Source organism: Sporosarcina sp. YIM B06819 (assembly GCF_033485175.1).
Lineage (GTDB): Bacteria > Bacillota > Bacilli > Bacillales_A > Planococcaceae > Sporosarcina.
This window is the reverse complement of the sequence record NZ_JAWLIQ010000005.1, coordinates 90,862-113,746: the sequence shown is the minus strand read 5'-3', so window position 1 is coordinate 113,746 and position 22,885 is coordinate 90,862. Positions and strand designations below refer to the sequence as shown.

Below are 22,885 nucleotides of genomic sequence, written 5' to 3'. Positions count from 1 at the left end.
TATGATACCAATTGTAACAACCAAATCTTAACATTCACCCAGTGTAATTATGAAGAAATTCTTAAGATGGTATTTTTAAGCCAAATAGTCAAGTTGGTGGATATATTATCCATTTGGTATACTTGAACGAATGGAAGGGGGAATATTTCATGAAAGGACGATTTTTTTGGATTGCATTAGGTTTAATAGGGATAAGTTGGATTGCTAATTCTATATACGCCTATTCAAAACAGCTAGATGAACCTATTTTCTTGGATCATTATATCGACATGACATATCAGGATAATCTATATGTGAGTTTTTTCTACTTGACGAATAAAAATGACACATCGGTTATTAGCTCCATGAACGCCGGTGATCTTAGAGCTTACCCAGAACCATCTTATGGCGGTAACGGGAGTCATCAAATTTATAATTACCAGGACTTCGGTCGTTACGTGTTACGAAGCGTGAATGTGACATTTTACAACCCTTATGGAGACCAATTGGATTATGAAACAACAGAAATGGATGTTGTTTTTTCAGATGGCAGAGTCATCACCGCACCGATTGGTCATATTATTACCCGACCGATGAATACGGATAAATCCCCGCTTGAACAAAATTTTTCAAGTAGCAGTAACAATAACTTATACCAAGACCTTTATCAGGCAATTGAACCACTTACAATCGAAGCAGTCGGACATTCATTCCAAGATGATTTGCAGGATGATTTCTTTATTAAGATTCATACACCAAAAAATCCATTCGATTCTAGGGCAGCAGATCTGACATTTCAAGAACCGATGGACAATGAATGGAACGACATACCAGGGTTAAATGTGCAGGATGTTTCTTTTCCGATATATTTAAATGAAGGTGACACACTCAGTATTCACAGCAAATTCTCTACAAATCGTACAAAGGTTTTGTATATGGACACCTATATTGCCGGTACAACGGAATCAGGCAAAGCTTTTTACACAACAAATAGAATTGGCACTCAGCCTTACTTAGAGAAAAAGGATGTCACTGAATTTATCAAGTCAAGAACAAAGGAGGATACTGATGAATAAAGCATTGCGATACCTGTTCTGGGGATATTTCTTCATCTTTTTCCGTATCCAAATTGGCATTGATTGGCTTGCGGATCCAATTGGTTATTTGCTAATTGCTTCAGGATGTTTGCAACTACTCCAACAATACCCCCAGGCTAAAAAAGCAAGAATGGTAGCGATGATTGGTGCTGTCATTTCGATTCCAGCTGTTTTTGTTAATCTCTCAGTACCTAATCTCGGGATGTGGGAAAGTTATTCGGTATTGTTATTTTTCCTTAAACTAATCATCGCTTATTTTCTATTTACCATTCTAAAAAGCATCGTCAACGACTATGCTAATCAAGCACTCATACATCGAACGAAAAATGTCTATTCATTTTATATCGCTGTCCATCTAGCGTCACTTTTACTTATGTCCTTCTCTATGAACATGCCCGAATACCCTTGGCTTACTTTCGTGGCTGCCCTCGCCATAGGCACCTTTATTATGGATATCGCATTTCTTCTACTACTGGGAGCTATTCGGCGTGCGGAACCGCATCAAACAGCCCAGAATCATGACTTTTTCGCATAAAATCATTCATTAATTGGAGGGCTAAAATGTTTAAAAACCAATCGGGTCATGTAAGAGCTGGCTGGCTTATTTTACTAACTTTTGCAGCCATGCTAATTGTTCAACAACTATTTTCACTTCCTGGTATTTTTCTATTGATTTTCACAGAAGCACCTTTTAGTGGAGTATCCGATTCTCAAGACATACTCACTGCCCTCGACACACATCCCTGGATTTTCCTATTGATGCAAGGCGGCGGGACAGCTGGCGCAATTCTAATTACGTTCTTGTTATGGCGTTTTATGAATAAAGGAACCATGAAACAACTCGGCTTTAGAGGTTCTTTGAACGATTTATGGTTCGGGCTCTTTCTAGGAGCATTATCCATCACTGTGATTTTTATTGTATTGATGGCGACTTCCAATGTAACGCTTATCAATTCATGGTCCAACCCTCAATTTTCGCAGTATACAATCACCTTTTTAATCCTGTTTATTCTCGTTGGCGTCTCCGAGGAAATGTTCTTTAGGGGCTATGTCATGTCCACAATGGCCTCTCGGGGGAATAAAAAGTGGGTAATCTACTTGGTATCTGCCGTGATTTTCAGCCTTGCACATATGGCAAATCCAAATGTAAGTATTATAGGATTAGTCAATATTGCGTTGGTCGGAATTTTATTCGCCTATATGTTTGGTGTTACAAAAAGTCTGTGGCTACCAATTGGCTATCATATTACATGGAACTACTTTCAAGGGAATGTCTTTGGATTTGCGGTAAGTGGGACCACTCCCAATGGTATTTATGGTGTGGAAGTAGCTGAAGGACGTGATTGGTTAACAGGTGGTGCGTTTGGTTTGGAAGGTGGTATTCCAGCGACCGCGCTTATCTTGGCAGGTTTTATTGCCACAAGCCTTTATGCCAAATGGCGGCATTACAAATAGACAGGAAGCTAATTACGCTTCCTGTCTATTTTTCTTTCTTCCACCCAACGTTAAAACAAGTATCCCACCAAGTAACAGCGCAACCCCTATCCAAGATGTCATATTCAACTGCTCACCAACCACAAGCACACTCAAAATAGCTGCAGTCAATGGTTCTGCAAGTGACAGCGTAACTGCCGACGACGACGGAATACGTTTTAATCCTGCGGAGAACAAAATGTATGCAATGCTCGTCGTCGCAATCCCTAGATATAGCACGGCCGAAATCCCACGCACTGTCAGCAAACCTTCCGTTTCGAATACAAACAAAAATGGCATCAGCATGAGTGCACTCATCGAAAAGATAACCGCAACGGCGGGCACGGCATCTGCCTTGGCGAGTACGTCTTTATTAACGAGCGTATAGAAAGCAAACAACAGCCCTGCTCCCAATGACATAGCAACACCAATTGGATTGACGGCGATGCCATCTTTATGTAAAAAGAGCAGTGCGCAGCCGATAATGGCAAGTGCTGTCGCAATCAACCATACCCTTGTTGGACGACGCTTTACTAATAACCATTCAATAATGCCTGAAAAAACGGGCGCACTCCCAATTGTGACAACTGTTCCAATGGCCACTCCGGTTAATCGAACCGATGAAAAGAATAAATACTGGAAAACCGCCATCGAAATAGCTGCATATAATGTAGATTTCCACGGCCAATGTCGGAAATCGATTTTACGCAATACAAGTAGAAGTATGAGCAATGAAAATCCACCCACTGCAAGTCTCGACGCCCCTACCGCCAACGGATGAATCGTTTGCGGCATAAACGTCTGTGCAGTGCCTGTTGTTCCCCAAAGGATGGCTCCGAATAGGACAACTACATATGAAATACGCTGTGACACAACAATCCCCCCTTTCCTATGTATAGAAGATACCATATTCATTGAATAGATGAACATGGTAACGATGAAGAAAAGGATGTTAACTCCGTGTGTTGCATCTTAAAGCAAGTAGAAGTCTTCACCAATACGACGGGCAAAAGGTCCTAAAATGACGATAACTCTTTCCAATTGATCGATAACACCCGGCAATTGATCGATAAGTTTCCAGTGATGCTTGTCGAAGATTACAAAATTGGGGCTGTCCAAAAGATCAGTGAAACCTGACTTTTGGACAGCCCCAAGAATTTTTCTTAAATAAAATCTGCAATCTCACCTAGAGGTAAGCGTGAAGAGCCATATGCCGGAGCAGCTGCTTTCCCTAAAGCAATGAGTACAATCGGGAATACGTTCTCTGGAAGATCGAATCTCTCAGCGAATTTCGCTTTATCAAAACCGCCCATAGTTACAGTATCATAGCCTTTTTCTTTAGCAATCAACATCAGTTGCATGGAAACAAGTCCTGCATCAAAGGAAGCGACATTCATTCTGACCTCTCTTGGAAAACTTGGATAGACTGCATGTGTATTCGCAATGGTACGATCTTTAATCGACTCATCCATATGCCCTTCCGCAACGTTTTGTGTATAGATTTGTTCCACTTTCTTATAAGCATCGACATCGCCTAAAATCGCAATGACAGCAGATGCTTCCTCAGCTTGAGCCTGATTGTTGGCAATTGCCTTTAGTTCCTTCTTCACTGCCGCGTCCTGAATCACTAGAAACCTCCAAGATTGTAGGTTACTCGATGAAGGAGCGATTGTCGCCAGCTCCAACATTTCTGCAATTTCTTCTTTCGTGATGGTAGCATTTGGATCGAACACCCTCACTGATTTTCTTGCCTTCATAATACTATATAAACTTGAATCCACTGTTGTAGTCATATTATTTCCTCCTCTTCATCAACTTACTATTAGTAAGTCATTAACTACAACTTACCATTAGTAAGTTTATAATGTCAACCCTAATGCTTCATGATAAGATGGAGGCAAGAGGAAATAGAATGGAGGTTTGATGAATGGACCAACCTCATAATTGTGTAACACCAAATATTTGCAACAATTTCCACGATACCATCGAATTTATCGGCAAAAGGTGGACGGGGATTATTATTTATACATTGATGTCAGGACCAAAGCGTTTTCATGAAATCGTCGAAAGCATTCCAGGGATCTCAGATCGACTGCTAACAGAACGACTGAATGAATTAGTCAAAGAAGGACTTGTGACTAAAAAACAGCTTGACTCTTCCACCAAGAAAGTCGAATACGAACTAACGCCAAGTGGCATGGCCTTAAAGGACGTTCTTATTGCTATTCGAAACTGGGTAGAACAACGGCCAAATCTGTAATCTTGTAGGTTAAATAAAACAGCTTACCAAATAAATGAACCATGAAAAACGAGCTATTCCCTTGAATCGGAATAGCTCGTTCGTTTTAAGTATAGGTAAGGCGAATACACAAAGTATTTATTTCCATAATCCTGCTTTTTCTAGTTTCTTTTTACCTCTAAAAGCTAGAACAATCGCTATTACATTCATGATTAGCATACAAGCAATCGCATATAACGCAAATGTATAGCTTCCCGTTAGTTCAAATACGTAACCATAGCCCGGTATAGCAACAACCCCCGCGATTGCTAATCCAATAACAGCAGAAGCATAGATTTGACTGTATTCTTTATTACCAAAAATCGCTGTTGTCAGAAGTGGTCCTAATGTGCCTAGTGATGCCACTACAAAACCGTAGATGCCGATAGCGAGCCTAAACATCATCGTTTTTTCAGGAACTAGAATCAGAATTCCAACTGGAACTAACCCCAAAAGCATAGCAAAAATTGCTGTATTTTTCGCGCCAATCTTATCACTTAATATACCAAAGGTTAACGCTCCGACTAACACACCCAGCTGCCAGCCGCCCATTGCATTACCCGCAAACGTGATATCGTAACCTAATCCCATTGCAAAGGGCGCAACATGTTGTCCGAAAGCACTAATCGACGTGATAAAGAAGAAGAAAATGAGTAATGCGTAAAATGCACCAGATTTTTTGGCCACCGCAGCTGTAACGCCTTTATTTATATCTGTAGTTGTTTGAGTAGAGGTCTTATCCGTTTTTTCAACTTCACTCACGCCATATGGCTGTAAGCCTTTTTGTTTCGGGGACATTCTAAGTGTTAATAAAACGACTGGAATAACAACCGCCATGACGATGACACCTAAAATCATATAGGTGCTTCTCCACCCTTCACTGGCGATTAAGTTACCCGCCATCGGTTGAAGAATGGCTCCAAATGCACCACCAGAAGCCACCATAATCCCTATTGCCAAGCCGTTATGCTTTTTAAACCAATTATTAATCAGCACTGGACCTGCTATTTGTGTAACAAATGTCGAACCAATTGCCATAGGAACGGCGAACAAGTACCAACCCCATACTGAATTCATGAATCCAAACATGGCAAATGACCCTGCTTCTAAAATTATACTAACCACTAATAACATACGAATATTGTACTTCGCAATCATTTTACCCGCAATTGGGAGGAAAATCATTGTAACAATAGAGGAAATACCAAAGTATAAGGATAAGCTTCCTATTCCAATACCAAGATCCTCTGTAACAGGTGTTAAAAACAATCCACCCGCAGTCATAACGCCCCCTTTTGCGAAGCCAACCATAATGACTAGTCCCAAAAGTACCCACCAAGCGTAGTGAACCTTTTTCCTGTTGTTGCTCATGATGTGTCCTCTTTTCTTTGTATTCCTCATAATCTCTATACTTGTCCTAGAAATGACTCTTATCAATGTAACTGCCGACCTATCCAGCTATTAAATAGAATGGTCTTTGAAGGTCACATACTTCATAGGTGAATGCCCTCCCTCAAAAGAAACTAAATAGAGTGACATTTCATTCATTGGTTACTTTCCGTAACCACAATAACGCATCTATCTACTTGTGTCAATACGATGACATTCATTATGTAAAAACCCACAAAAACTTTATTTAGTAGGAATTGTATGATAAAATAAATTAACATAAAATATTACTAGGTTATTAATTGTTACCTCGATTATAAGGAGGCGTTCATAATGACTTCACAAGACAGTACTAACAAAATTTGCAACAAAGTAGAAGAGTGCTATCACTTCACAGGAAAGAAGTGGGTAGGTTTAATCGTCTATACGTTGATGAGGGAACCAAAAAGATTTAGTGAAATACATACTTTTATACCCGATTTAAGTAAACGTGTACTAACGGAGCGCATGAAAGAACTTGAAGATAGCGGGATTGTCATACGAAACGTTATTCCAGATCGCCCCGTTAGGATAGAGTATTCTCTCACTAAAAAGGGCAATGATTTAGGAATCGCTCTTCAAGCCGTCGAATCTTGGGCTAAAAAATGGCTGTGACTTCCAGATAAGAAGAATTAAATGGATTACCAAAAACCTTCAATCCCCGAGAGGTTGAAGGTTTTTTATTTACGCTATAATCCTCATTACTTCACGTATCTCACTTTCGTAAAACAAGGCTTATTCTCGCTTACGATATTGCCTTGTATTCATCATCGTACAGATGACACGCCACCCAATGATCTTTCGTATACTCCTGAAATGTTGGTTCTATTTCGCTACATACATCCATGGTAAATGGGCATCTCGTTCTAAATCGACACCCACTTGGCGGATTGATAGGACTTGGTATGTCGCCTTCAATGAGGATTCTGTCACGAGTCCGCTCTACTTTAGGATCTACTATGGGTATTGCACTTAACAATGCCTGTGTATAAGGATGTAAAGGTTCTTCGTACAGTTCGTCACTCGGTGCAATTTCAGCCATGCTCCCCAAATACATCACACCCACACGATCACTAATATGTTTAACCATGGACAAATCATGCGCGATGAACAAATAAGTTAAGCCTCGCTCATTCTGAAGCTTTTTTAATAAATTGACGACTTGCGCCTGAATGGACACGTCTAGCGCGGAAATCGGTTCATCCGCAACAATGAATTCAGGATCTACTGCCAAAGCACGTGCAATACCAATTCGTTGACGCTGACCGCCACTAAACTCATGCGGATATCTATTACCATGTTCACTAGTTAGCCCTACGGTTTCAAGCAATTCATTGACACGTGCTAAACGCTCACTTTTGCTTTTTGTTAATCCATGAATATCAAGACCCTCTGCAATAATATCTTTTACCGTCATCCTTGGATTTAAGGAAGCATATGGGTCTTGAAAAATCATTTGCATACTGCGGTTAAATTTCTTTAATTCTTTTTTCGACTTTTCCGCATGAACATCCTCACCTTGAAATTTCACTTCACCCCCACTGGCATCATAGAGTCGCATAATGGTACGTCCAGCTGTCGACTTCCCACATCCCGATTCTCCGACAAGACCAAATGTTTCCCCTTGATAAATATCAAAAGTAAGTCCATCTACTGCTTTTAACACACTAGTACGATCAACTTTGAAGTACTTTTGTAAGTCTTTAATTTCCACTAGCTTCTTCCGGTCTTTATTCATGAGTTTTCACACCTCCAACAACCGCAGATTCTGGCATGTCCACTTTCGGAGAACGCTCATCTAATAACCAGCAAGCTGTTTTTTGTGTTTCTGATAAACTTGTATACGCCGGCATTTGATTTTTACATACTTTCATCGCATACGGGCATCTTGTTACAAAAGGGCAGCCCTCGGGTGGATCAGCTAAATTCGGCGGTGAGCCAGGAATGACTTGCAACTCTTTCCCCTTGCTATCCAACCTTGGCATAGAACCTAACAATCCCCATGTGTAAGGATGTCTAGGATTATAAAATATTTCTTCGACATCACCCGTTTCAACAATTTTCCCGCCATACATGACAGCAACCCGATTTGCCGTATTGGCTACCACACCGAGATCATGTGTAATGAGAATAATTGCTGTCCCTGTTTTCTCCTGCAAATCTCTCATTAATGTCAAGATCTGTGCTTGAATCGTGACGTCAAGTGCTGTCGTTGGTTCATCAGCAATTAGGATTTTAGGGTTACATGCTAAAGCAATCGCTATCATTGCCCGTTGCCGCATACCACCTGAATATTGGTGGGGATATTGATTGATTCTTTTTTCCGCATTCGGAATTCCCACAAGTTTCAATAGTTCCAAGCTTCGTTGTTTGGCTTCCTTTTTCGACATATTTTGGTGTTTGATAAGTCCTTCCGCAATTTGACTCCCTACCGTCATCGTAGGATTGATGGAAGTCATCGGATCTTGGAAAACCATACTAATCTCTTTGCCACGAATATCTTGCATTTGCCTTTCCGATTTCTTTGTTAAATCTTCTCCGTTAAAAAGAATGGAACCCCTCACATATTTACCAGGAGGCATAGGAATTAAACGCATAATGGAATAGGCTGTAACACTTTTACCAGATCCCGACTCACCAACAATCGCCAATGTTTCTTTTTCATTTAATTCAAAAGAAATACCGCGGATTGCTTGTACATCTGCGCCATATGTTTCAAACGACACAGCTAAATCGTTGACTTCTAATAGCTTTTTCACATGTATGCCCCCTTATTTACGTTCTTTTGGATCCAATGCATCTCTTAACCCATCTCCAATGACATTAAAGGCAAGAATCGTCAAACAGATGAAAAATGCCGGGAAAAAGAGTTGGTATGGATAGTACTGAAACGCAGATAGAGCATCATTTGACATCGTCCCCCAACTCGCTTGGGGTGCAGGCACACCCAGACCTAGATAACTTAAAAATGCCTCCGTAAATATCGCAGTTGGGATTGTCAATGTTAATGTGACAAGGATTGGCCCTAACGTATTAGGAATTAAGTGCTTGAATAACAGCCTAAAATTACTCGCTCCAAGAGAACTAGAGGCCAATATATATTCCTCAGCTTTCAATTGCATAACTTGCCCACGTACAATCCTTGCCATACTAATCCAACCAGTAATCGTCATCGCAATAATCATCGTCCACAGTCCCTTTGGCATAACAACCATTAACAATATAACAACTAACAAATAGGGTACAGCATACAAAATATCTGCAATACGCATGAGATATTCATCAACTTTACCGCCGAAAAATCCTGCAATCGCTCCCCAAATAACACCTATGACTAAATCGATTAACGAAGCCATCAGGCCGATAAATAATGATATCTTCGCACCGTACCAAGTTCTCGCAAATACATCCCGTCCAAGATTATCCGTTCCAAACCAATGGTCGAGTGTTGGAGATTTGTTGGCATTCATCAAATTTGTTTTATCATAGCTTTCTCCTGAAATAGGTGTGCCAATAAAAGCCATAATCGCTAACAGAACAATCACAATGACCCCTAAAACGGCTAGTTTGTTTTTTCTGAATCGACGCCAAGCATCCTTCCAATAAGACGTACTTCGGCCCACAATTTTCTCTGCTTCTGCATGATCTATTTCCAATGGTTCAAAATCAGATTTTTCCAGTTGCACCCGTGTCATGATTGTTTAGCCCCCTTTCCGCCTATTTTTATCCGAGGATCAATCAACCCGTAAATAAGATCGACTACCAAAATGGAAACGAGTAAAAGGGCGCTAAAAAATACAGTAGTTCCCATGATAACGGTATAATCCCGATTGGTAATACTGACAACAAATTCATTGCCCAAACCAGGAATGGCAAATATTTTTTCAATGATAAAACTACCTGTTAGAATCCCGGCAACTAATGGCCCCAAGTAGGACACGACTGGTAATATCGCATTGCGCAACGCATGTTTATAAATGACAATACTTTGGGATAAACCTTTTGATTTTGCGGTTTTAATATAATCTGCATTTAACACTTCGAGCATACTTGAACGCATTAACCGTGCGATAAAAGCAAGAGGGGTTGTCGCCAAAGCAACTGCAGGTAATATTGTATGGGCAAATGATTCAAATCGAGCAATTGGTAATGCTTCCAATTTAATCGAGAATATAAACTGTAAAATGGTAGCCATGATAAAACTCGGTACTGAAATGCCCAAAATCGCGATGACCATGACCACATAATCGCCGGACTTATTATGCTTAACAGCAGCGATCGCACCAAACAACACGCCAAATGCTAGGGCAATAAAAATGGCTTCTAGCCCTAAAATAAGCGAGTAGGGAAAACTTCTTTTTATAATATCCGTCACTTGCTGTCCTTCATATTTAAAAGAAGGGCCAAAATCTAATGTAGCAGCATTCACTAAGTATTTAACGTATTGCTCATGCATGGGATCATTCAGCCCATACGCTTCTTTCATTTGCGCTTCAATCGCTGGAGACGTTTTCCGTTCAGATGTAAACGGTCCTCCTGGAGCTAATTGCATAAGTGCAAACGTAATCGTGACAATGAAAAAGAGCGACAGCAATATATAACCGAATTTCTTCAATAAGTATCTAACCATCTGATAACACCTCCGTAATCCATTGTGAACATTCGCTCAGTGGGATAACTTCCTTATGTGTGTACCAAAAAGAGGGGTGACAACAAATCACCCCTATACATCCTATGAAAATCCTTCTAGTACTACTTACTCCTCGATATATCCCCATTTGTACTGAACTAGACCAAGTGGTGATACTTCAACATTTTTAACATACTCTTTATTCGCCCATACGTTAGTGTAATAGTAGACAGGTGATATCGGTAGATCCTCCATAAAGATTGCTTCCGCTTTACGTAACAATTCTTCACGAGCAGCCGGATCTGTTTCGACTCTTGATTGTTTTAACAATGCTTGATAATCGCCATTTTCCCAGTTGGTATAGTTGTTTCCACCAACAGTTTCGAAAATCTCTAAGAAGTTGATGGCATCATTGAAGTCCGCAAGCCACCCCATACGACCAACTTGGAAGTTGCCCGCTCCCATAGAATCAAGATAGACAGCCCACTCCTCATTGTGGAGCTCTACACTGACGCCAAGGTTCTCTTTCCACATATCTTGTACGGCTTGTGCGATGGCACCATGTGCTTCACTTGTGTTATAAGAAAGTTTAACGGGTGGTAATTCCTTTAATCCTAGCTCTTCCAATCCCTTTGCCAAGTATTTCTTCGCTTCTTCTGCATCATTATCATTAAAGTAGCCTTTTGCATTCTCTGCAAAGATAGAAGGTGGTACCAATGCCATCGCCGGTTGTTGTGCGGCTTGCGTAATATTCGTGACAATGCCTTCACGGTTGATGGCCATTGCAAATGCTTTACGAATATTTGCGTTTGTAAATGGCGCTTCTTTTGTGTTAAATGCATAGTAATACACGCCAGCAAGTGTAGAAATATTCAATGAACCATCATTTTTGTATGCCGGAATTGCTGCCAAAGGAATGGAATCTGTTGGTGAACCTAACCAATCCAATTCTCCTTGGTCATACATTTGTTTTGCTGTGTTTTCATCTGCAATCATGAGCATCGTAATCGTTTCAAGTTTAACTGTATCTGCATCCCAGTAATCAGGGTTTTTCTTTAAGACAATAATGTCTTTATGTTTCCATGTGTCCATCAAAAATGGGCCGTTCGTTACATAATTCGCCGATACATCATGTGCCCAATCTTTATTTGCATCCACTACTTGATGATTGACAGGAAAGAACGTATAGAACGCTGTCAATTCAAGGAAGTAAGCTGTTGGCTGTTCCAACTCGACGACCAATGTTTGATCATCCACTACTTTAATACCTATCTCATCTAGCGAACCGCCTTGTTCTTTGGCAGCTTCCGCACCTTTAATCATATACATTTGGTAAGCGTAATCTGTTTCAGCATTTGCTGGATCCAGTACCCATTTCCATGCATACTCAAAGTCTTTCGCTGTTACCGAATCACCATTTGACCATTTTGCATTTGGACGAATTTTGAATGTGTACGTCAATCCGTCTTCAGACATTTCAACCTTTTCAGCCATCGCTTCTTCTACTTTCCCTTGTTGGTTCACACGCATTAAGCCTTCAAATGTTTGATTTAATACCGCACCAGAAGTTGTATCTGTCGCAAGACCCGGGTGCAAAGAAGGTGGCTCTGTCTTAATGTTTACATTTAGTTTCTGTTCTCGGGCTGGCGTTGGTTCTTCTACCTTTTTTGTTTCTTCAGTAGTAGCTTCGGTATTTTCTGTTTTAGCCGGTTCTTCCTTTTCTTTGCTAACCCCTTTTTTTCCTCCATTACAAGCAGCTAGTAATAAACTCATCACAAACACTAAAGCTAAAAGCAAGTACCATCTTTTCGACTTCATAATGAACCCCCTCATATTTTTTCTTGTTCCAGTAAACTGGATTTCTTCTCTCGTAGTACAAGTCATTATATTGCTGATAGTCCAATGAATATTACTAGACTAGAAATATTCTTTGATTCGCGGGCAATACTTCTTTAAAAAGGTTGAAGTGGCGAAGCTACACCTCTAGTAGGTATGCGTTTGAAACATATACAAAGTAAAAAGACTGTGATATGCTGTTATGCAGGCTTTTCGCCACGTGGTTCATCAACCATCCCACGCAAAAAAACTAGGAGGAATTAAATAATGAAAGTCAAAACGTTGGCAACCAGCGGGATTATCGCTGCTTTGTATGTTGCCGTCACTTTACTAGTAGCACCATTCGGATTCACAAATGTGCAATTCCGTATATCGGAGATGTTCAACCATCTCGTTGTCTTTAATAAGAAATTCATTTTCGCTATTGTACTCGGTGTTTTTGTAGCGAATTTATTTTCACCACTTGGATTGTACGACTTGGTTTTTGGAGTAGGTCAATCGCTCATCGCGTTGACGATTACGATTTTCTCTGCGAAATTTATTAGTGGAATCGTCAAGCGGATGTTTTTCAATACAGCCGTGTTCACATTTTTAATGTGTATCATTGCATTTGAACTAAATCTTGCTTTGGAATTGCCGTTCTTATTCACATGGTTAACCGTTGCAGTCGGTGAATTTGTTGTGATGATCATCGGGGTTCCGATCATGCTTGCGTTAAATAAACGACTAAACTTCGAAAAACTTATCTAAACTTTATTCAGTAGGATATAAATCCCTACTGAATAAAGTTAGCGACGTCTGCATGACCTACAAGGAAGGATGCAGTTCAATCCTTCCTCTCTGTAGACCTCAAGCTCAATTCAAAATCTGGACGCAAATACGCCGAGGCGTATTTGAATATCCTCTCTATTTCACTGTTCGCACTTGAGGTAGAGGGGATTTTTTAAGGAGATGCTCCATGTATATAACTATCGAAGAAGCAGCCGAACACTTAGGTATGCCTGTCATACAAATCCAGAAATATGTGCTGGAAGGTCGGATTCGCTCCGTTCATGACGGCGAGCAGTTTTTGATTAATAAAGCCCAATTTGGTCTTTATTTTGAGCAGCTTGAAGCGTTAAAACAGCAAATCGATGACTGGCGCAATGAACCACTTCCTCCAGATCGTGATATCAAGGATGAAGACTGACAACGTACTTGTCCGACAGTATTGCTGTGTTCAAACAGCAGGGAGCTTCGTAAATCGGATAAGTCAAAGGTCCTGAAATGACGATAACTCTACCCAATTGATCGATAAGTTTCTCCAAATGATCGATAACCTTTAGCAATTGATCGTTAATGACTTCGAATTGATCGTTAACCGCTTGTGATTGATCGATAAGTTTTCAATTGATTTCACAACATAAAACAAACCGCCAAAGGAGGATTATCCCTTGGCGGTTTGTTTTATGTTCAACTTATGATATAACAGCTGGTTCGCGTTTGCCGATAATCTGCAAAAAGTCGCCAACCATCGCACTGCCCGTTGGATACATCCCTGCTCCCGGACCGATAAGTGTCAGCGAGCCGAGGTGATCGGTGTCTACAATAATTGCGTTGTCTATGCCATCAACACCGTGTAGTGGATGATCAGAACCAATTAGTACAGGACCTACACTACCCCGCAGTACTCCATTTTCATCAATGCAAATTTCGGCAACATGGCGATAACGTAATTTCCCTTTCGATGCATCTTGCACAGCTTCAGTCGTTACGCCGTCGATGCCAACAATCGGTACGTCCTGCCAATCCGGCTGACGCCCGAATGCCAATGCACTCAAAATCATCAGTTTTCGGAACGCATCTTTGCCACTGACATCATCCGTTGAATCTGCTTCTGCATAGCCTAATTGCTGCGCTTCATACAATGCGGCTTGGAATGGAATCTCTTCCTCTCGCATTTTCGTCAAGATAAAATTCGATGTGCCATTCAAAATTCCTCGAATGCGTCGTACACGATCTGCTGGCAATAAGCTCATAATCGTCCGGATAATTGGTACGCCGCCTGCTGTAGTTGCTTCATAGCGTACTTGAACACCATGGGCTTCTGCATGCTTTACTAATGCTGACCCACGTTTGGCGAACATCATTTTATTCGCCGTAATGACGTGACAGCCTTTTTCGATTGCTTCTACTAGATAGCTATACGCGGGTTCTTCTCCGACAATCGCTTCAAAAATGACGTCGATATCCGGATCTGATAAAATCTCTTGGATATCATTTGTAATCTTTGTTCCTGGTGTCACTAGGCGCTTTTTTGCCGTATCACGTACAAGAATCGATACGATATCAATTGTGTGACCCGTTTCTTGCTGAATGTCTTCCTTTCTTTCATTCAAAATCCTGTAAACCCCTTCGCCTACAGTGCCGAAACCGAGTATAGCGACTTTGATTGACGGCATACCGCCACCTCCAAGAATTGCTTAATAATAAGTCCCCATTTGTCAAACTCCGTTAAAAATCCATCATGCCCGTATGCTGTATTGACTAAAATATAATTGGAGTTGTCAACAAGATGTGCAAATGCCCGAATCTCTTCTATTGGATAAATGAAATCATCGGTGAATGCGAATGCAAGGACCTTTGCTGTTATTTGGCGCGCTGCTTTCTCAATGCCTCCCCGTCCACGACCGATATCATGGGTATTCATAGCACAGAGCAATGCGTAATAACTAATCGGATCAAAATGTTTTACTAAAGTGGGGGGTCCCCCTGTATAATCGTCGTTGCTGAAGCCAGTATCACTGCCGATTGCATGCAAACCAACCCCATACGCACTTAGTGTCGGTGTAACGGCAATCGGTACGAGTACATCCATATCATCTGCATACAAGATACCCCATTCCAGTACCCGCATGCCTCCAAGAGATGCACCGATAACTGCACGCAGTCGATCAATGCCTAATACCGTTAGCGCCTTACGCTCCGCATGTACCATATCACGAATCGTCACTTCTGGAAACAAACTGCCATATGATTCGCCAGTGGATGGATTAATAGATAACGGACCCGTTGATCCATCACATCCTCCAAGAACGTTAAAAGAGATGACGGAGAATTGATTGATATCGACACTTTTCCCTCGACCTACAAGACCACTCCACCAACCTGGATTTTTATCTGTCCCTACGGTTTCTTGATTTCCCGTCAGCGCGTGACAAACAAGGACAGTTTGTGCCTCTGGTCTACCTATTCTTTCATAGGCTAGCTGGACATTCTCTAACAGAATGCCCGACTCCAATCGTAAGCTGCCAATGTTCACAATTCCTGTCCCCATGCTCATCACGCTCCTACTTTTTTTAACGGATATTTTTATACTTTAACTGGAACCGCCTTATCAATGGCCTGTGCAAGGTCCGCAATAATATCTTCTATCGCTTCCAAACCAACAGATAGACGAATCAATTCTTCTTTTACGCCTGCATTTTCAAGATCTTCAGCCGAAAGTTGCTGATGTGTCGTTGAAGCTGGGTGAATAATGAGTGATTTCGCGTCCCCAACGTTCGCAACATGCGACCAAATGTTAACATTATCAATCAAATTACGTCCCGCTTCACGTCCACCTTTAATACCAAATACGATAATCGATCCAAAGCCGTTTTTCAAATACTTTTTCGCATTGTCAGCTGAAGGATGATTTTCAAGACCTGTATACGTCACCCACTCTACTGACGGATGCTGCTCTAAATAATCAGCTACTTTAAGTGCGTTGGCATTATGCTTTTCTACACGTAAATGTAATGTTTCAAGTCCTTGTAAGAAAGCAAATGCATTGTCTGGGCTTAAGCATGGTCCAAAATCACGTAGCGCTTGAACGCGTAACTTTGTTGCAAATGCTGCACCCGCCGCATCGATACCATAACGAATACCATGATACGTTTCATCTGGCTCGGTGAAATCAGGGAACCTTCCTTGTGTCCAATCAAATTTCCCAGCATCAATCACGACACCGCCGATGGATGTCCCGTGTCCACCAATCCATTTTGTTGCGGAATGAATAACAACGTCTGCCCCAAATTCAATAGGGTTCGAACCATACGGTGATGGGAATGTATTGTCAATAAGTAATGGAAGCCCATTGTCATGCGCGATGTTCGCGACTGCTTCAATATCAAGCACATGAAGACTTGGGTTACCAATTGTCTCAGCAAAAATCGCCTTTGTTTTATCTGTAATGGCTGCGCGGAAGTTTTCAGGGTCCGTCGCATCCACAAACTTCACATGGATACCATAGCGTAGCAATGATACCGCGAATAAATTATAAGTACCACCGTACAAATTACTTGCAGCTACGATTTCATCCCCAGCACCTGCGATATTTAAAATCGAAAACGCAATAGCCGCCATTCCTGAAGATAATGCAACTGCTGCCGTTCCACCTTCCAATAAAGCAACACGCTTTTCAAAAACATCGACAGTTGGATTCATAATACGAGAATAGATATTGCCCGCTTCCTTCAAAGCAAACAAATTTTGTGCATGTTCCGTGTCACGAAATACGAAAGAAGTTGTTCTGTGAATTGGCACTGCACGTGAACCTGTTACTGGATCCGGCTCTTGGCCACCGTGTAGAAGAAGTGTTTCGGGTTGAAGTTTTGTCATTGTCATTACCTCCAATATTTTTTAGATGGCTATTGTGTACAGAGGCGTTGGGGATGTTTTAGAAATTAAAAAATAACCCCCTTCGCTTAACGCTAAGAAGAGGGTTACGCTTTCGCTTATTCCTCCTCTTATCTTTCAGACCGTTTGCACGAATCTGTAGGAAGTAGCACCTGTGCAAGTTAGTCACTTGCCGGTTGCCGGGCATCGCAGGGCCTAGTCCCTCCGCCGCTCTTGATAAGAGTTTGATTGATTTAGTTTTCTATCTTGTGAAGTAGTATAGGTGAATTCTTAATACAATGTCAAGTGTTTATTGAATTTATTTTCTGAAACTTAGGTTTACTCTATCATGTTATAATGGATGAATCACTAATTTGGGGGAATTGGTATGTGGTTGTGGGTTATAGGTGTGCTTCTTTGCGGATATGCAATTGGATGTTTGCACGGCTCGGTTGTTGCCCAGAAGATTTCTGGGGTTAATTTAAAAGAAACTGGGGTCAAGAATGCGGGTGCTTCGAATGCTGCGATTGTGTTGGGGAAAAAGTTCGGTGCGCTTGTTGCCGCAATTGATATTGGAAAAGGTGTATTGACTGTACTACTCGTACACTTTTTTGTAGCAAACGCGGAATTACCGGCAGAACATGTCTCATTGCTACTATTCTTGGCAGGTGCTGCAACAGTCATTGGTCATAACTTCCCGTTTTACATGCAGTTCAACGGTGGCAAAGGAACTGCGACGGTTATCGGCGTGCTACTCGCTCTCGATTGGCGCTTCGGGCTCGTTGGATTTGCCTTGTTGGTTATCGTTGCACTTGCGACTAATTTTTTAGTATTTGGCGTTTTGATGCTGTACGTTACATTCTTCACCTTGGCATTTTGGTCCGAGGGCTACTGGCCTGCTGTAATTGCAACTATATTATTCATGCTAGCTGTGTGGAAGCATATTGAGAACTTCCAGCGGATAAAAAAAGGTAGTGAGAAGCGAGTTTTGACAGTGCTTAAAAAGAAAAAATAAAAGAGTACGCTGTTTCAGCGACTCTTTACAAGTAAATCTACTGCTTCTTTGACGATATCCTCTTGCGTTCTTGCATCATTTTCGTCAAGCTGCTGAATGCACTCGATTAGATTAGAGCTAACGATGACGCCAATTGTTCTGTCAATTGCCGATCTTGAAGCAGATAGTTGGGTAATGACATCTTTACAATCTTTTTTGTCATCCATCATTTTCAATATGCCTTTAATCTGCCCTTCAATGCGTTTCAATCTATTCTTTACTTTATCATCGTATTCCATAATGGTTCGCTCCTTTCTTTTTTGCTTCACACACCGATGTTATACCCTGCCAGGTATACTGTCAAGACCTCTGCTTTCACTGTAAGAAATCCCGTCAGAATCGGTATTCCTGCAAATTCCGTAAAAATATGGTATACTAGTTAGTAGACAACTTGTGATCTATCATTTTTTTTGAGTTGTGTTTCATCTTTTACGCCTCGCTTAGGATTTGACCTAAGCATTTTTTTACTTTTAGAAGGCAAAGATGAAAATAAACACTAGGGGGAATTCGAATGGCTTTTCCACGCAAGGAAAAAGATGTATCGGATTTTGTCGCAGCGCGCAAAATCGATGAAGAGATTTCGTTTGTCCGCAATGACCATGAAGTCAATGGTACTATTTTCAAAATTCTCGAGAACTCTGTGATTGTTGAGATTTCATCAATAGACGCCGAACGTATTGGTGCTGCGTCCAATCTTACAGTTGTTGCACATAAGAATTATTCAGTCGTCTGACGATTTTTTATCGACTGCCTGTTACCAGAGAACTTTCCTGGTAACAGGCAGTTTTTTCTTTGGGAGTAAACTGAGTTATCTATAATCTAAGAAGGATTTTCTTTCCCATTTCCCGAAAGTAACAAAAGAAAGGGGTTGAATCCATGATTCAAAAACTATTACTCGGTGCCATTACGATTATGGGTGCCATCTACATTTTCTTCATTCCATCAGATCCAGTCGGATTCAAGATTTTCATGAAATTAATTCCAATGGCACTCATCATTCTGTTTGCATTGACAACCCGAACACTATTTTCTCGTACATATAAACGGATTGTTATACTGGGACTCTCTATCTCTATGATAGCAGACGGCGTCATCTATTGGTTCATGATTGGGCTCATTACATTTTTCATCGCACATATTTTTTACATTGTTGCTTTCCGGCATATGAGTCGCAAACCAATGCCCCTTTGGGCGGCGATTCCGCTTCTTCTGTACGGGATAGCTATGGCTATTTGGCTAGCCGGATCGCAATTCACGGCTGGACAAACTGTGCTAGGCATTGCCATTATCGCCTATATTTGCGTCATTACAACAATGGGCTGGATGGCGATTCGCACACGCTTGCCACTGGCGATTATCGGCGCACTGCTATTCATGTTCTCAGATTCTGTTCTTGCAATCGACCGATTTATTTACGCCATTCCATTCCGTGATGCACTTGTCATGATGTCTTATTATGCTGCTCAGGCATTCATTGCGGCGAGCATTGGTAGCCGTGTCGTCAAGTATTCCGTAAACCGGAACAATCTGATAAGATAGGTGTATGATATTTTCAATTTAGGAGGAATCTTCAGATATGAAAGAGATATTAATCGAACGCCTTGTACGCTATGCCAAAATCGACACACAATCAGATGCAACTAGTTCATCAACACCTTCAACACCCGGGCAATGGGACCTTCTACACGAACTACAAAATGAACTCACAACGATTGGAATGGAAGACATCGTACTCGATGAAAACGGTTATTTGTTTGCAACACTTCCTGCCAATACAGACCGCGATGTACCTGTCATCGGGTTTCTTGCACATGTCGATACGGCGACTGATTATACAGGAAAAAACGTCCAACCACAGCGTATAGACGCTTACTGCGGAAACGATATCCAGCTAAATGAAACCACGAGAATGAAAGTAAGCGATTTCCCTGAATTAAAGAATTACGTTGGCCACACACTCATTATGACGGATGGCACAACACTTCTTGGAGCTGATAACAAAGCAGGGATTGCTGAAATAATAACAGCAATGGAATATTTGATTGCTAATCCAGACATTAAGCACGGCAAGCTGCGTATTGCCTTTACACCTGATGAAGAAATTGGACGCGGTCCTCATAAATTTGACGTTGAAAAGTTTGGGGCGAAATTTGCCTATACAATGGATGGCGGACCACTTGGTGAATTGCAATATGAGAGCTTTAATGCAGCTGGTGCGAAAGTTACTTTCCACGGCGTCAGTGTTCACCCTGGTTCTGCTAAAGATAAAATGGTCAACTCCATCTTAATCGCCAATCAATTCCAAGCTGCCATGCCAGCAGAAGAAATTCCTGAGAAAACAGATGGCTACGAAGGGTTTATTCATCTTATGAATGTCAACGGGGATACGGAAGAAACAACGCTAAGCTATATTATCCGCTACTTCGACCGCGAAACATTTGCAGCGAGAAAACAGCTAATGATTGAAACAGCTGATACGTTGAAAAAGGAATACGGTGAACACACCGTTACACTTGAAATTCAAGACCAATATTTCAATATGGGCGAGAAAATTGAGCCCGTCATGGAAATTGTCGATATTATGGCCGAAGCTTTCAAAACTCTCGACATTGAGCCAAATATTATACCTATACGTGGTGGCACTGACGGCTCACAGCTGTCCTATATGGGGATGCCAACGCCGAATATTTTCACTGGTGGAGAAAACTACCACGGTAAATATGAATTCATCTCTGTCGATAATATGGTCAAAGCGACGCATGTCATTCTAGAAGCCGTAAAATTGTTTGAAGAACGCGCATAACTTTAACTTGAATCAAGTTAAAGTTATATGCCACCAGCGGACGTCACAAATTTTGTAGGGAGCGGGAAGACAACCTAAGTGAGAGGTACATGTGTCAGACACACAGACGAATAATTCACACATTCAAATAATCATATAAAAAGCAAAGAAAAACCACGAAGGCATTGATTTATTTTGTATGATTATACAATTGTATTGTATTTACTTAATAGGTACCTAAAAAATTTTCCTTTGCCTGTTCTTCCCGCATTAAGCGGTTCCAATGACTTCCGTTCTTCCCATGAATATGATTAAATGATAATGTAACCATTGTTTTCAGCTCCTCCTATTTGGTGGGGATGGTAAATCGGAAGTTCTGTGATTGGTACTTCTCCTATACCCTGAAAACAACGTTTTTTTCATTTATCAACTAACTATTTAACATTATAGATACCTCGTATATTATTACACGTTGATATTGACCCTATCAGTTTCTTCCATGATTGCACTTGATTTATGTCTACCTTGATCAATGTGGACAACCTTTCCTCCAGAGCGAATCGATTCCGTCGCCGCACATCCAACTGCGACACTCATTCTTCCTGCAAATGGAGTTGTTAATGGTTGTTCATTAAACAACACTAAATTTACAAAAGACTCACAAATAAGTGGGTCTGCACCACCATGGGTTCCAGGCATTTCTTTCATTTCATACGTAATATCACTCATCTCTTGCCATGATCCAGACTTTCTTGTTTTCACATAAACTTTATCATTCACATCATCATTTTCGATTCGACCTTTTGTTCCGATGAACGTATAATTTCGTGAATAGTCTGGTGTAAAATGGCATTGCATATAAGATGCCTTAATGCCCCCTTCAAGTTCCATGATTAACATACTGTTATCTTCTACATCGATTTCTTCTCGAAATGCACATTGTGTTAATCGATGCAAACTAACATCAGGACATGTATCTTTCTTATCACAATCAGGACAATGTAATTCGTTCGGCATATCCCCTCCGTAATAATCCAGACTGCCAAAAGCGGATACTTTTGTTGCATAGCTACTTGTTAGCCAATGAATAACATCAAGATCATGAGATGCTTTTTGCAACAACAAGGATGTCGTATTCGCTGATGTACCGTGCCAATCGTGATAATAGAAATACCCACCAAGTCCGACAAAGTGTCGGACCCACACCGCTTTTATTTCACCAATCACACCTGAATCAATAATTTCTTTCATCGTTTGGTACATGTTCATATAGCGCATATTAAAACCAACCATCAAATGCTTACCAGATTTTTTTGCTTCATCGATTATTCGGTCGCACCCTTCCGGAGTTATTGCTAAAGGCTTCTCACAATAAACATGTTTTCCAGCTCTCAGCGCTGCCGTAGCCTGTTCTTCATGCATAAAATCAGGTGTTAAGATCGCAACAGCATCGATATCTTCTCTTGCAAGCAATTCTTTATAATCTGTCGTAACAAATGCCTCTTCATTAACTTCTTGTTTGAATCTATCTAGTGCTTCAACAGACACATCTGCTGCTGCAACCACAATTGAATTTCCCTTTGGATTGTGCCAATATTGGACAATTGAGCTTCGTCCACCCGTTCCTATTACTCCAATTCTAACTTGCTTCATTAGGCCCACCTCTTCTTTTCTTTTTATATTACCGTGC

At 41.0% G+C, this 22,885-nt stretch carries 24 protein-coding genes and 2 riboswitches; of the genes, 11 read left to right on the top strand and 13 right to left on the bottom strand.

Going from position 1 to position 22,885, the window contains the following annotated elements:
• The first annotated feature begins 149 nt into the window (after positions 1-149).
• Genes R2B72_RS03340 through R2B72_RS03330 form a run of 3 tightly spaced genes read left to right on the top strand, consistent with a single transcriptional unit; the run spans position 150 to position 2,531 of the window.
• Positions 150-1,055: a hypothetical protein gene (locus R2B72_RS03340; protein WP_318614804.1), complete on the top strand. Its 906-nt coding sequence runs from the start codon at positions 150-152 to the stop codon at positions 1,053-1,055.
• The gene (locus R2B72_RS03335; RefSeq protein ID WP_318614802.1) at positions 1,048-1,611 is read left to right on the top strand and encodes a hypothetical protein; all 564 of its coding nucleotides are present in this window, start codon (positions 1,048-1,050) and stop codon (positions 1,609-1,611) included. The genes R2B72_RS03340 and R2B72_RS03335 overlap by 8 nt, the downstream gene beginning before the upstream one ends.
• A 26-nt stretch (positions 1,612-1,637) precedes the next feature.
• On the top strand, positions 1,638-2,531 hold the full coding sequence (locus tag R2B72_RS03330) for a type II CAAX endopeptidase family protein (RefSeq protein WP_318614800.1): 894 nt from the start codon (positions 1,638-1,640) through the stop codon (positions 2,529-2,531).
• Positions 2,532-2,543: 12 nt separating this feature from the next.
• On the opposite strand, the gene R2B72_RS03325 is transcribed toward R2B72_RS03330, so the two are convergent.
• Entirely contained in the window at positions 2,544-3,422 is an 879-nt protein-coding gene (locus R2B72_RS03325; RefSeq protein WP_318614799.1) for a DMT family transporter, read from the bottom strand.
• 290 nt (positions 3,423-3,712) lie between these two features.
• A complete protein-coding gene (locus tag R2B72_RS03320; protein WP_318614798.1) occupies positions 3,713-4,342 on the bottom strand; it encodes a nitroreductase family protein in 630 nt (209 codons plus the stop codon).
• 134 nt (positions 4,343-4,476) lie between these two features.
• Between R2B72_RS03320 and R2B72_RS03315 the strand changes: the two genes are divergently transcribed.
• Positions 4,477-4,809 carry a helix-turn-helix domain-containing protein gene (locus tag R2B72_RS03315; protein ID WP_318614797.1) on the top strand — a complete coding sequence of 111 codons (333 nt, stop codon included), beginning with the start codon at positions 4,477-4,479 and terminating at the stop codon, positions 4,807-4,809.
• Positions 4,810-4,926: 117 nt separating this feature from the next.
• On the opposite strand, the gene R2B72_RS03310 is transcribed toward R2B72_RS03315, so the two are convergent.
• The gene (locus tag R2B72_RS03310) at positions 4,927-6,198 is read right to left on the bottom strand and encodes an MFS transporter (RefSeq protein ID WP_318614796.1); all 1,272 of its coding nucleotides are present in this window, start codon (positions 6,196-6,198) and stop codon (positions 4,927-4,929) included.
• Between the two features lie 351 nt (positions 6,199-6,549).
• On the opposite strand from R2B72_RS03310, the gene R2B72_RS03305 reads away from it, so the two are divergent.
• Entirely contained in the window at positions 6,550-6,870 is a 321-nt protein-coding gene (locus R2B72_RS03305; RefSeq protein ID WP_318614795.1) for a helix-turn-helix domain-containing protein, read from the top strand.
• A 130-nt stretch (positions 6,871-7,000) separates the two neighbouring features.
• On the opposite strand, the gene R2B72_RS03300 is transcribed toward R2B72_RS03305, so the two are convergent.
• The 5 genes from R2B72_RS03300 to R2B72_RS03280 all read right to left on the bottom strand — a co-directional run bounded on the left by R2B72_RS03300 (position 7,001) and on the right by R2B72_RS03280 (position 12,703).
• Positions 7,001-7,993, bottom strand: a complete 993-nt coding sequence (locus R2B72_RS03300; RefSeq protein ID WP_318614794.1) for an oligopeptide/dipeptide ABC transporter ATP-binding protein — start codon at positions 7,991-7,993, stop codon at positions 7,001-7,003.
• Positions 7,986-9,014 (bottom strand): ABC transporter ATP-binding protein, encoded by a 1,029-nt coding sequence (locus tag R2B72_RS03295; RefSeq protein ID WP_318614793.1) that lies wholly within the window; start codon positions 9,012-9,014, stop codon positions 7,986-7,988. The genes R2B72_RS03300 and R2B72_RS03295 overlap by 8 nt, the downstream gene beginning before the upstream one ends.
• Positions 9,015-9,026: 12 nt before the next feature.
• Complete coding sequence (locus tag R2B72_RS03290; RefSeq protein WP_318614792.1) at positions 9,027-9,950, bottom strand: ABC transporter permease; 924 nt, start codon at positions 9,948-9,950, stop codon at positions 9,027-9,029.
• A complete protein-coding gene (locus R2B72_RS03285; RefSeq protein ID WP_318614791.1) occupies positions 9,947-10,885 on the bottom strand; it encodes an ABC transporter permease in 939 nt (312 codons plus the stop codon). Before R2B72_RS03285 ends, R2B72_RS03290 begins: the two co-directional genes overlap by 4 nt.
• 126 nt (positions 10,886-11,011) lie before the next feature.
• On the bottom strand, positions 11,012-12,703 hold the full coding sequence (locus R2B72_RS03280) for a peptide ABC transporter substrate-binding protein (protein ID WP_318614790.1): 1,692 nt from the start codon (positions 12,701-12,703) through the stop codon (positions 11,012-11,014).
• Between the two features lie 232 nt (positions 12,704-12,935).
• Positions 12,936-12,981: riboswitch (PreQ1 riboswitch) on the top strand.
• Positions 12,982-12,988: 7 nt separating this feature from the next.
• Here R2B72_RS03280 and R2B72_RS03275 point away from each other — a divergent pair.
• Together R2B72_RS03275 and R2B72_RS03270 are read left to right on the top strand one after the other, a co-directional pair.
• Positions 12,989-13,471: a QueT transporter family protein gene (locus R2B72_RS03275; protein ID WP_318614789.1), complete on the top strand. Its 483-nt coding sequence runs from the start codon at positions 12,989-12,991 to the stop codon at positions 13,469-13,471.
• A gap of 208 nt (positions 13,472-13,679) precedes the next feature.
• Positions 13,680-13,910 (top strand): excisionase family DNA-binding protein, encoded by a 231-nt coding sequence (locus R2B72_RS03270; RefSeq protein ID WP_318614788.1) that lies wholly within the window; start codon positions 13,680-13,682, stop codon positions 13,908-13,910.
• A 268-nt stretch (positions 13,911-14,178) separates the two neighbouring features.
• Here R2B72_RS03270 and R2B72_RS03265 read toward each other — a convergent pair whose 3' ends face one another.
• The 3 genes from R2B72_RS03265 to R2B72_RS03255 are packed head-to-tail and all read right to left on the bottom strand — an operon-like array spanning position 14,179 to position 17,362.
• Positions 14,179-15,162: a homoserine dehydrogenase gene (locus R2B72_RS03265; RefSeq protein ID WP_318614787.1), complete on the bottom strand. Its 984-nt coding sequence runs from the start codon at positions 15,160-15,162 to the stop codon at positions 14,179-14,181.
• Complete coding sequence (locus R2B72_RS03260) at positions 15,120-16,037, bottom strand: alpha/beta fold hydrolase (protein ID WP_318614786.1); 918 nt, start codon at positions 16,035-16,037, stop codon at positions 15,120-15,122. The genes R2B72_RS03265 and R2B72_RS03260 overlap by 43 nt, the downstream gene beginning before the upstream one ends.
• Before the next feature lie 35 nt (positions 16,038-16,072).
• The gene (locus R2B72_RS03255) at positions 16,073-17,362 is read right to left on the bottom strand and encodes an O-acetylhomoserine aminocarboxypropyltransferase/cysteine synthase family protein (protein ID WP_318614785.1); all 1,290 of its coding nucleotides are present in this window, start codon (positions 17,360-17,362) and stop codon (positions 16,073-16,075) included.
• A gap of 125 nt (positions 17,363-17,487) precedes the next feature.
• Positions 17,488-17,603, bottom strand: a riboswitch (SAM riboswitch).
• Between the two features lie 144 nt (positions 17,604-17,747).
• On the opposite strand from R2B72_RS03255, the gene R2B72_RS03250 reads away from it, so the two are divergent.
• Entirely contained in the window at positions 17,748-18,374 is a 627-nt protein-coding gene (locus tag R2B72_RS03250; protein ID WP_318614784.1) for a glycerol-3-phosphate acyltransferase, read from the top strand.
• Between the two features lie 14 nt (positions 18,375-18,388).
• Here the strand turns inward: R2B72_RS03250 and R2B72_RS03245 are convergent, their stop codons facing one another.
• Positions 18,389-18,652, bottom strand: coding sequence for a metal-sensitive transcriptional regulator (locus tag R2B72_RS03245; RefSeq protein ID WP_318614783.1), 264 nt, complete (start codon positions 18,650-18,652; stop codon positions 18,389-18,391).
• Positions 18,653-18,924: 272 nt separating this feature from the next.
• Here R2B72_RS03245 and R2B72_RS03240 point away from each other — a divergent pair, with 272 nt between their 5' ends.
• The 3 genes from R2B72_RS03240 to pepT all read left to right on the top strand — a co-directional run bounded on the left by R2B72_RS03240 (position 18,925) and on the right by pepT (position 21,216).
• Positions 18,925-19,146, top strand: a complete 222-nt coding sequence (locus R2B72_RS03240) for a DUF2187 family protein (protein WP_318614782.1) — start codon at positions 18,925-18,927, stop codon at positions 19,144-19,146.
• Between the two features lie 143 nt (positions 19,147-19,289).
• Positions 19,290-19,952, top strand: coding sequence for a lysoplasmalogenase (locus R2B72_RS03235; protein ID WP_318614781.1), 663 nt, complete (start codon positions 19,290-19,292; stop codon positions 19,950-19,952).
• A 37-nt stretch (positions 19,953-19,989) separates the two neighbouring features.
• Positions 19,990-21,216 (top strand): peptidase T, encoded by a 1,227-nt coding sequence (gene pepT / locus R2B72_RS03230; protein WP_318614780.1) that lies wholly within the window; start codon positions 19,990-19,992, stop codon positions 21,214-21,216.
• Positions 21,217-21,660: 444 nt separating this feature from the next.
• Here the strand turns inward: pepT and R2B72_RS03225 are convergent, their stop codons facing one another.
• Positions 21,661-22,848, bottom strand: a complete 1,188-nt coding sequence (locus tag R2B72_RS03225) for a Gfo/Idh/MocA family oxidoreductase (protein WP_318614779.1) — start codon at positions 22,846-22,848, stop codon at positions 21,661-21,663.
• Positions 22,849-22,885: the final 37 nt, after the last annotated feature.

Coding starts and splice junctions, on each gene's coding strand:
- R2B72_RS03340 (WP_318614804.1), top strand. CDS start 150: ATGAAAGGACGATTTTTTTGGATTGCATTAGGTTTAATAGGGATAAGT.
- R2B72_RS03335 (WP_318614802.1), top strand. CDS start 1,048: ATGAATAAAGCATTGCGATACCTGTTCTGGGGATATTTCTTCATCTTT.
- R2B72_RS03330 (WP_318614800.1), top strand. CDS start 1,638: ATGTTTAAAAACCAATCGGGTCATGTAAGAGCTGGCTGGCTTATTTTA.
- R2B72_RS03320 (WP_318614798.1), bottom strand. CDS start 4,342: ATGACTACAACAGTGGATTCAAGTTTATATAGTATTATGAAGGCAAGA.
- R2B72_RS03315 (WP_318614797.1), top strand. CDS start 4,477: ATGGACCAACCTCATAATTGTGTAACACCAAATATTTGCAACAATTTC.
- R2B72_RS03310 (WP_318614796.1), bottom strand. CDS start 6,198: ATGAGCAACAACAGGAAAAAGGTTCACTACGCTTGGTGGGTACTTTTG.
- R2B72_RS03305 (WP_318614795.1), top strand. CDS start 6,550: ATGACTTCACAAGACAGTACTAACAAAATTTGCAACAAAGTAGAAGAG.
- R2B72_RS03300 (WP_318614794.1), bottom strand. CDS start 7,993: ATGAATAAAGACCGGAAGAAGCTAGTGGAAATTAAAGACTTACAAAAG.
- R2B72_RS03290 (WP_318614792.1), bottom strand. CDS start 9,950: ATGACACGGGTGCAACTGGAAAAATCTGATTTTGAACCATTGGAAATA.
- R2B72_RS03285 (WP_318614791.1), bottom strand. CDS start 10,885: ATGGTTAGATACTTATTGAAGAAATTCGGTTATATATTGCTGTCGCTC.
- R2B72_RS03280 (WP_318614790.1), bottom strand. CDS start 12,703: ATGAAGTCGAAAAGATGGTACTTGCTTTTAGCTTTAGTGTTTGTGATG.
- R2B72_RS03275 (WP_318614789.1), top strand. CDS start 12,989: ATGAAAGTCAAAACGTTGGCAACCAGCGGGATTATCGCTGCTTTGTAT.
- R2B72_RS03270 (WP_318614788.1), top strand. CDS start 13,680: ATGTATATAACTATCGAAGAAGCAGCCGAACACTTAGGTATGCCTGTC.
- R2B72_RS03265 (WP_318614787.1), bottom strand. CDS start 15,162: ATGCCGTCAATCAAAGTCGCTATACTCGGTTTCGGCACTGTAGGCGAA.
- R2B72_RS03260 (WP_318614786.1), bottom strand. CDS start 16,037: ATGGGGACAGGAATTGTGAACATTGGCAGCTTACGATTGGAGTCGGGC.
- R2B72_RS03255 (WP_318614785.1), bottom strand. CDS start 17,362: ATGACAAAACTTCAACCCGAAACACTTCTTCTACACGGTGGCCAAGAG.
- R2B72_RS03250 (WP_318614784.1), top strand. CDS start 17,748: ATGTGGTTGTGGGTTATAGGTGTGCTTCTTTGCGGATATGCAATTGGA.
- R2B72_RS03245 (WP_318614783.1), bottom strand. CDS start 18,652: ATGGAATACGATGATAAAGTAAAGAATAGATTGAAACGCATTGAAGGG.
- R2B72_RS03240 (WP_318614782.1), top strand. CDS start 18,925: ATGGCTTTTCCACGCAAGGAAAAAGATGTATCGGATTTTGTCGCAGCG.
- R2B72_RS03235 (WP_318614781.1), top strand. CDS start 19,290: ATGATTCAAAAACTATTACTCGGTGCCATTACGATTATGGGTGCCATC.
- pepT (WP_318614780.1), top strand. CDS start 19,990: ATGAAAGAGATATTAATCGAACGCCTTGTACGCTATGCCAAAATCGAC.
- R2B72_RS03225 (WP_318614779.1), bottom strand. CDS start 22,848: ATGAAGCAAGTTAGAATTGGAGTAATAGGAACGGGTGGACGAAGCTCA.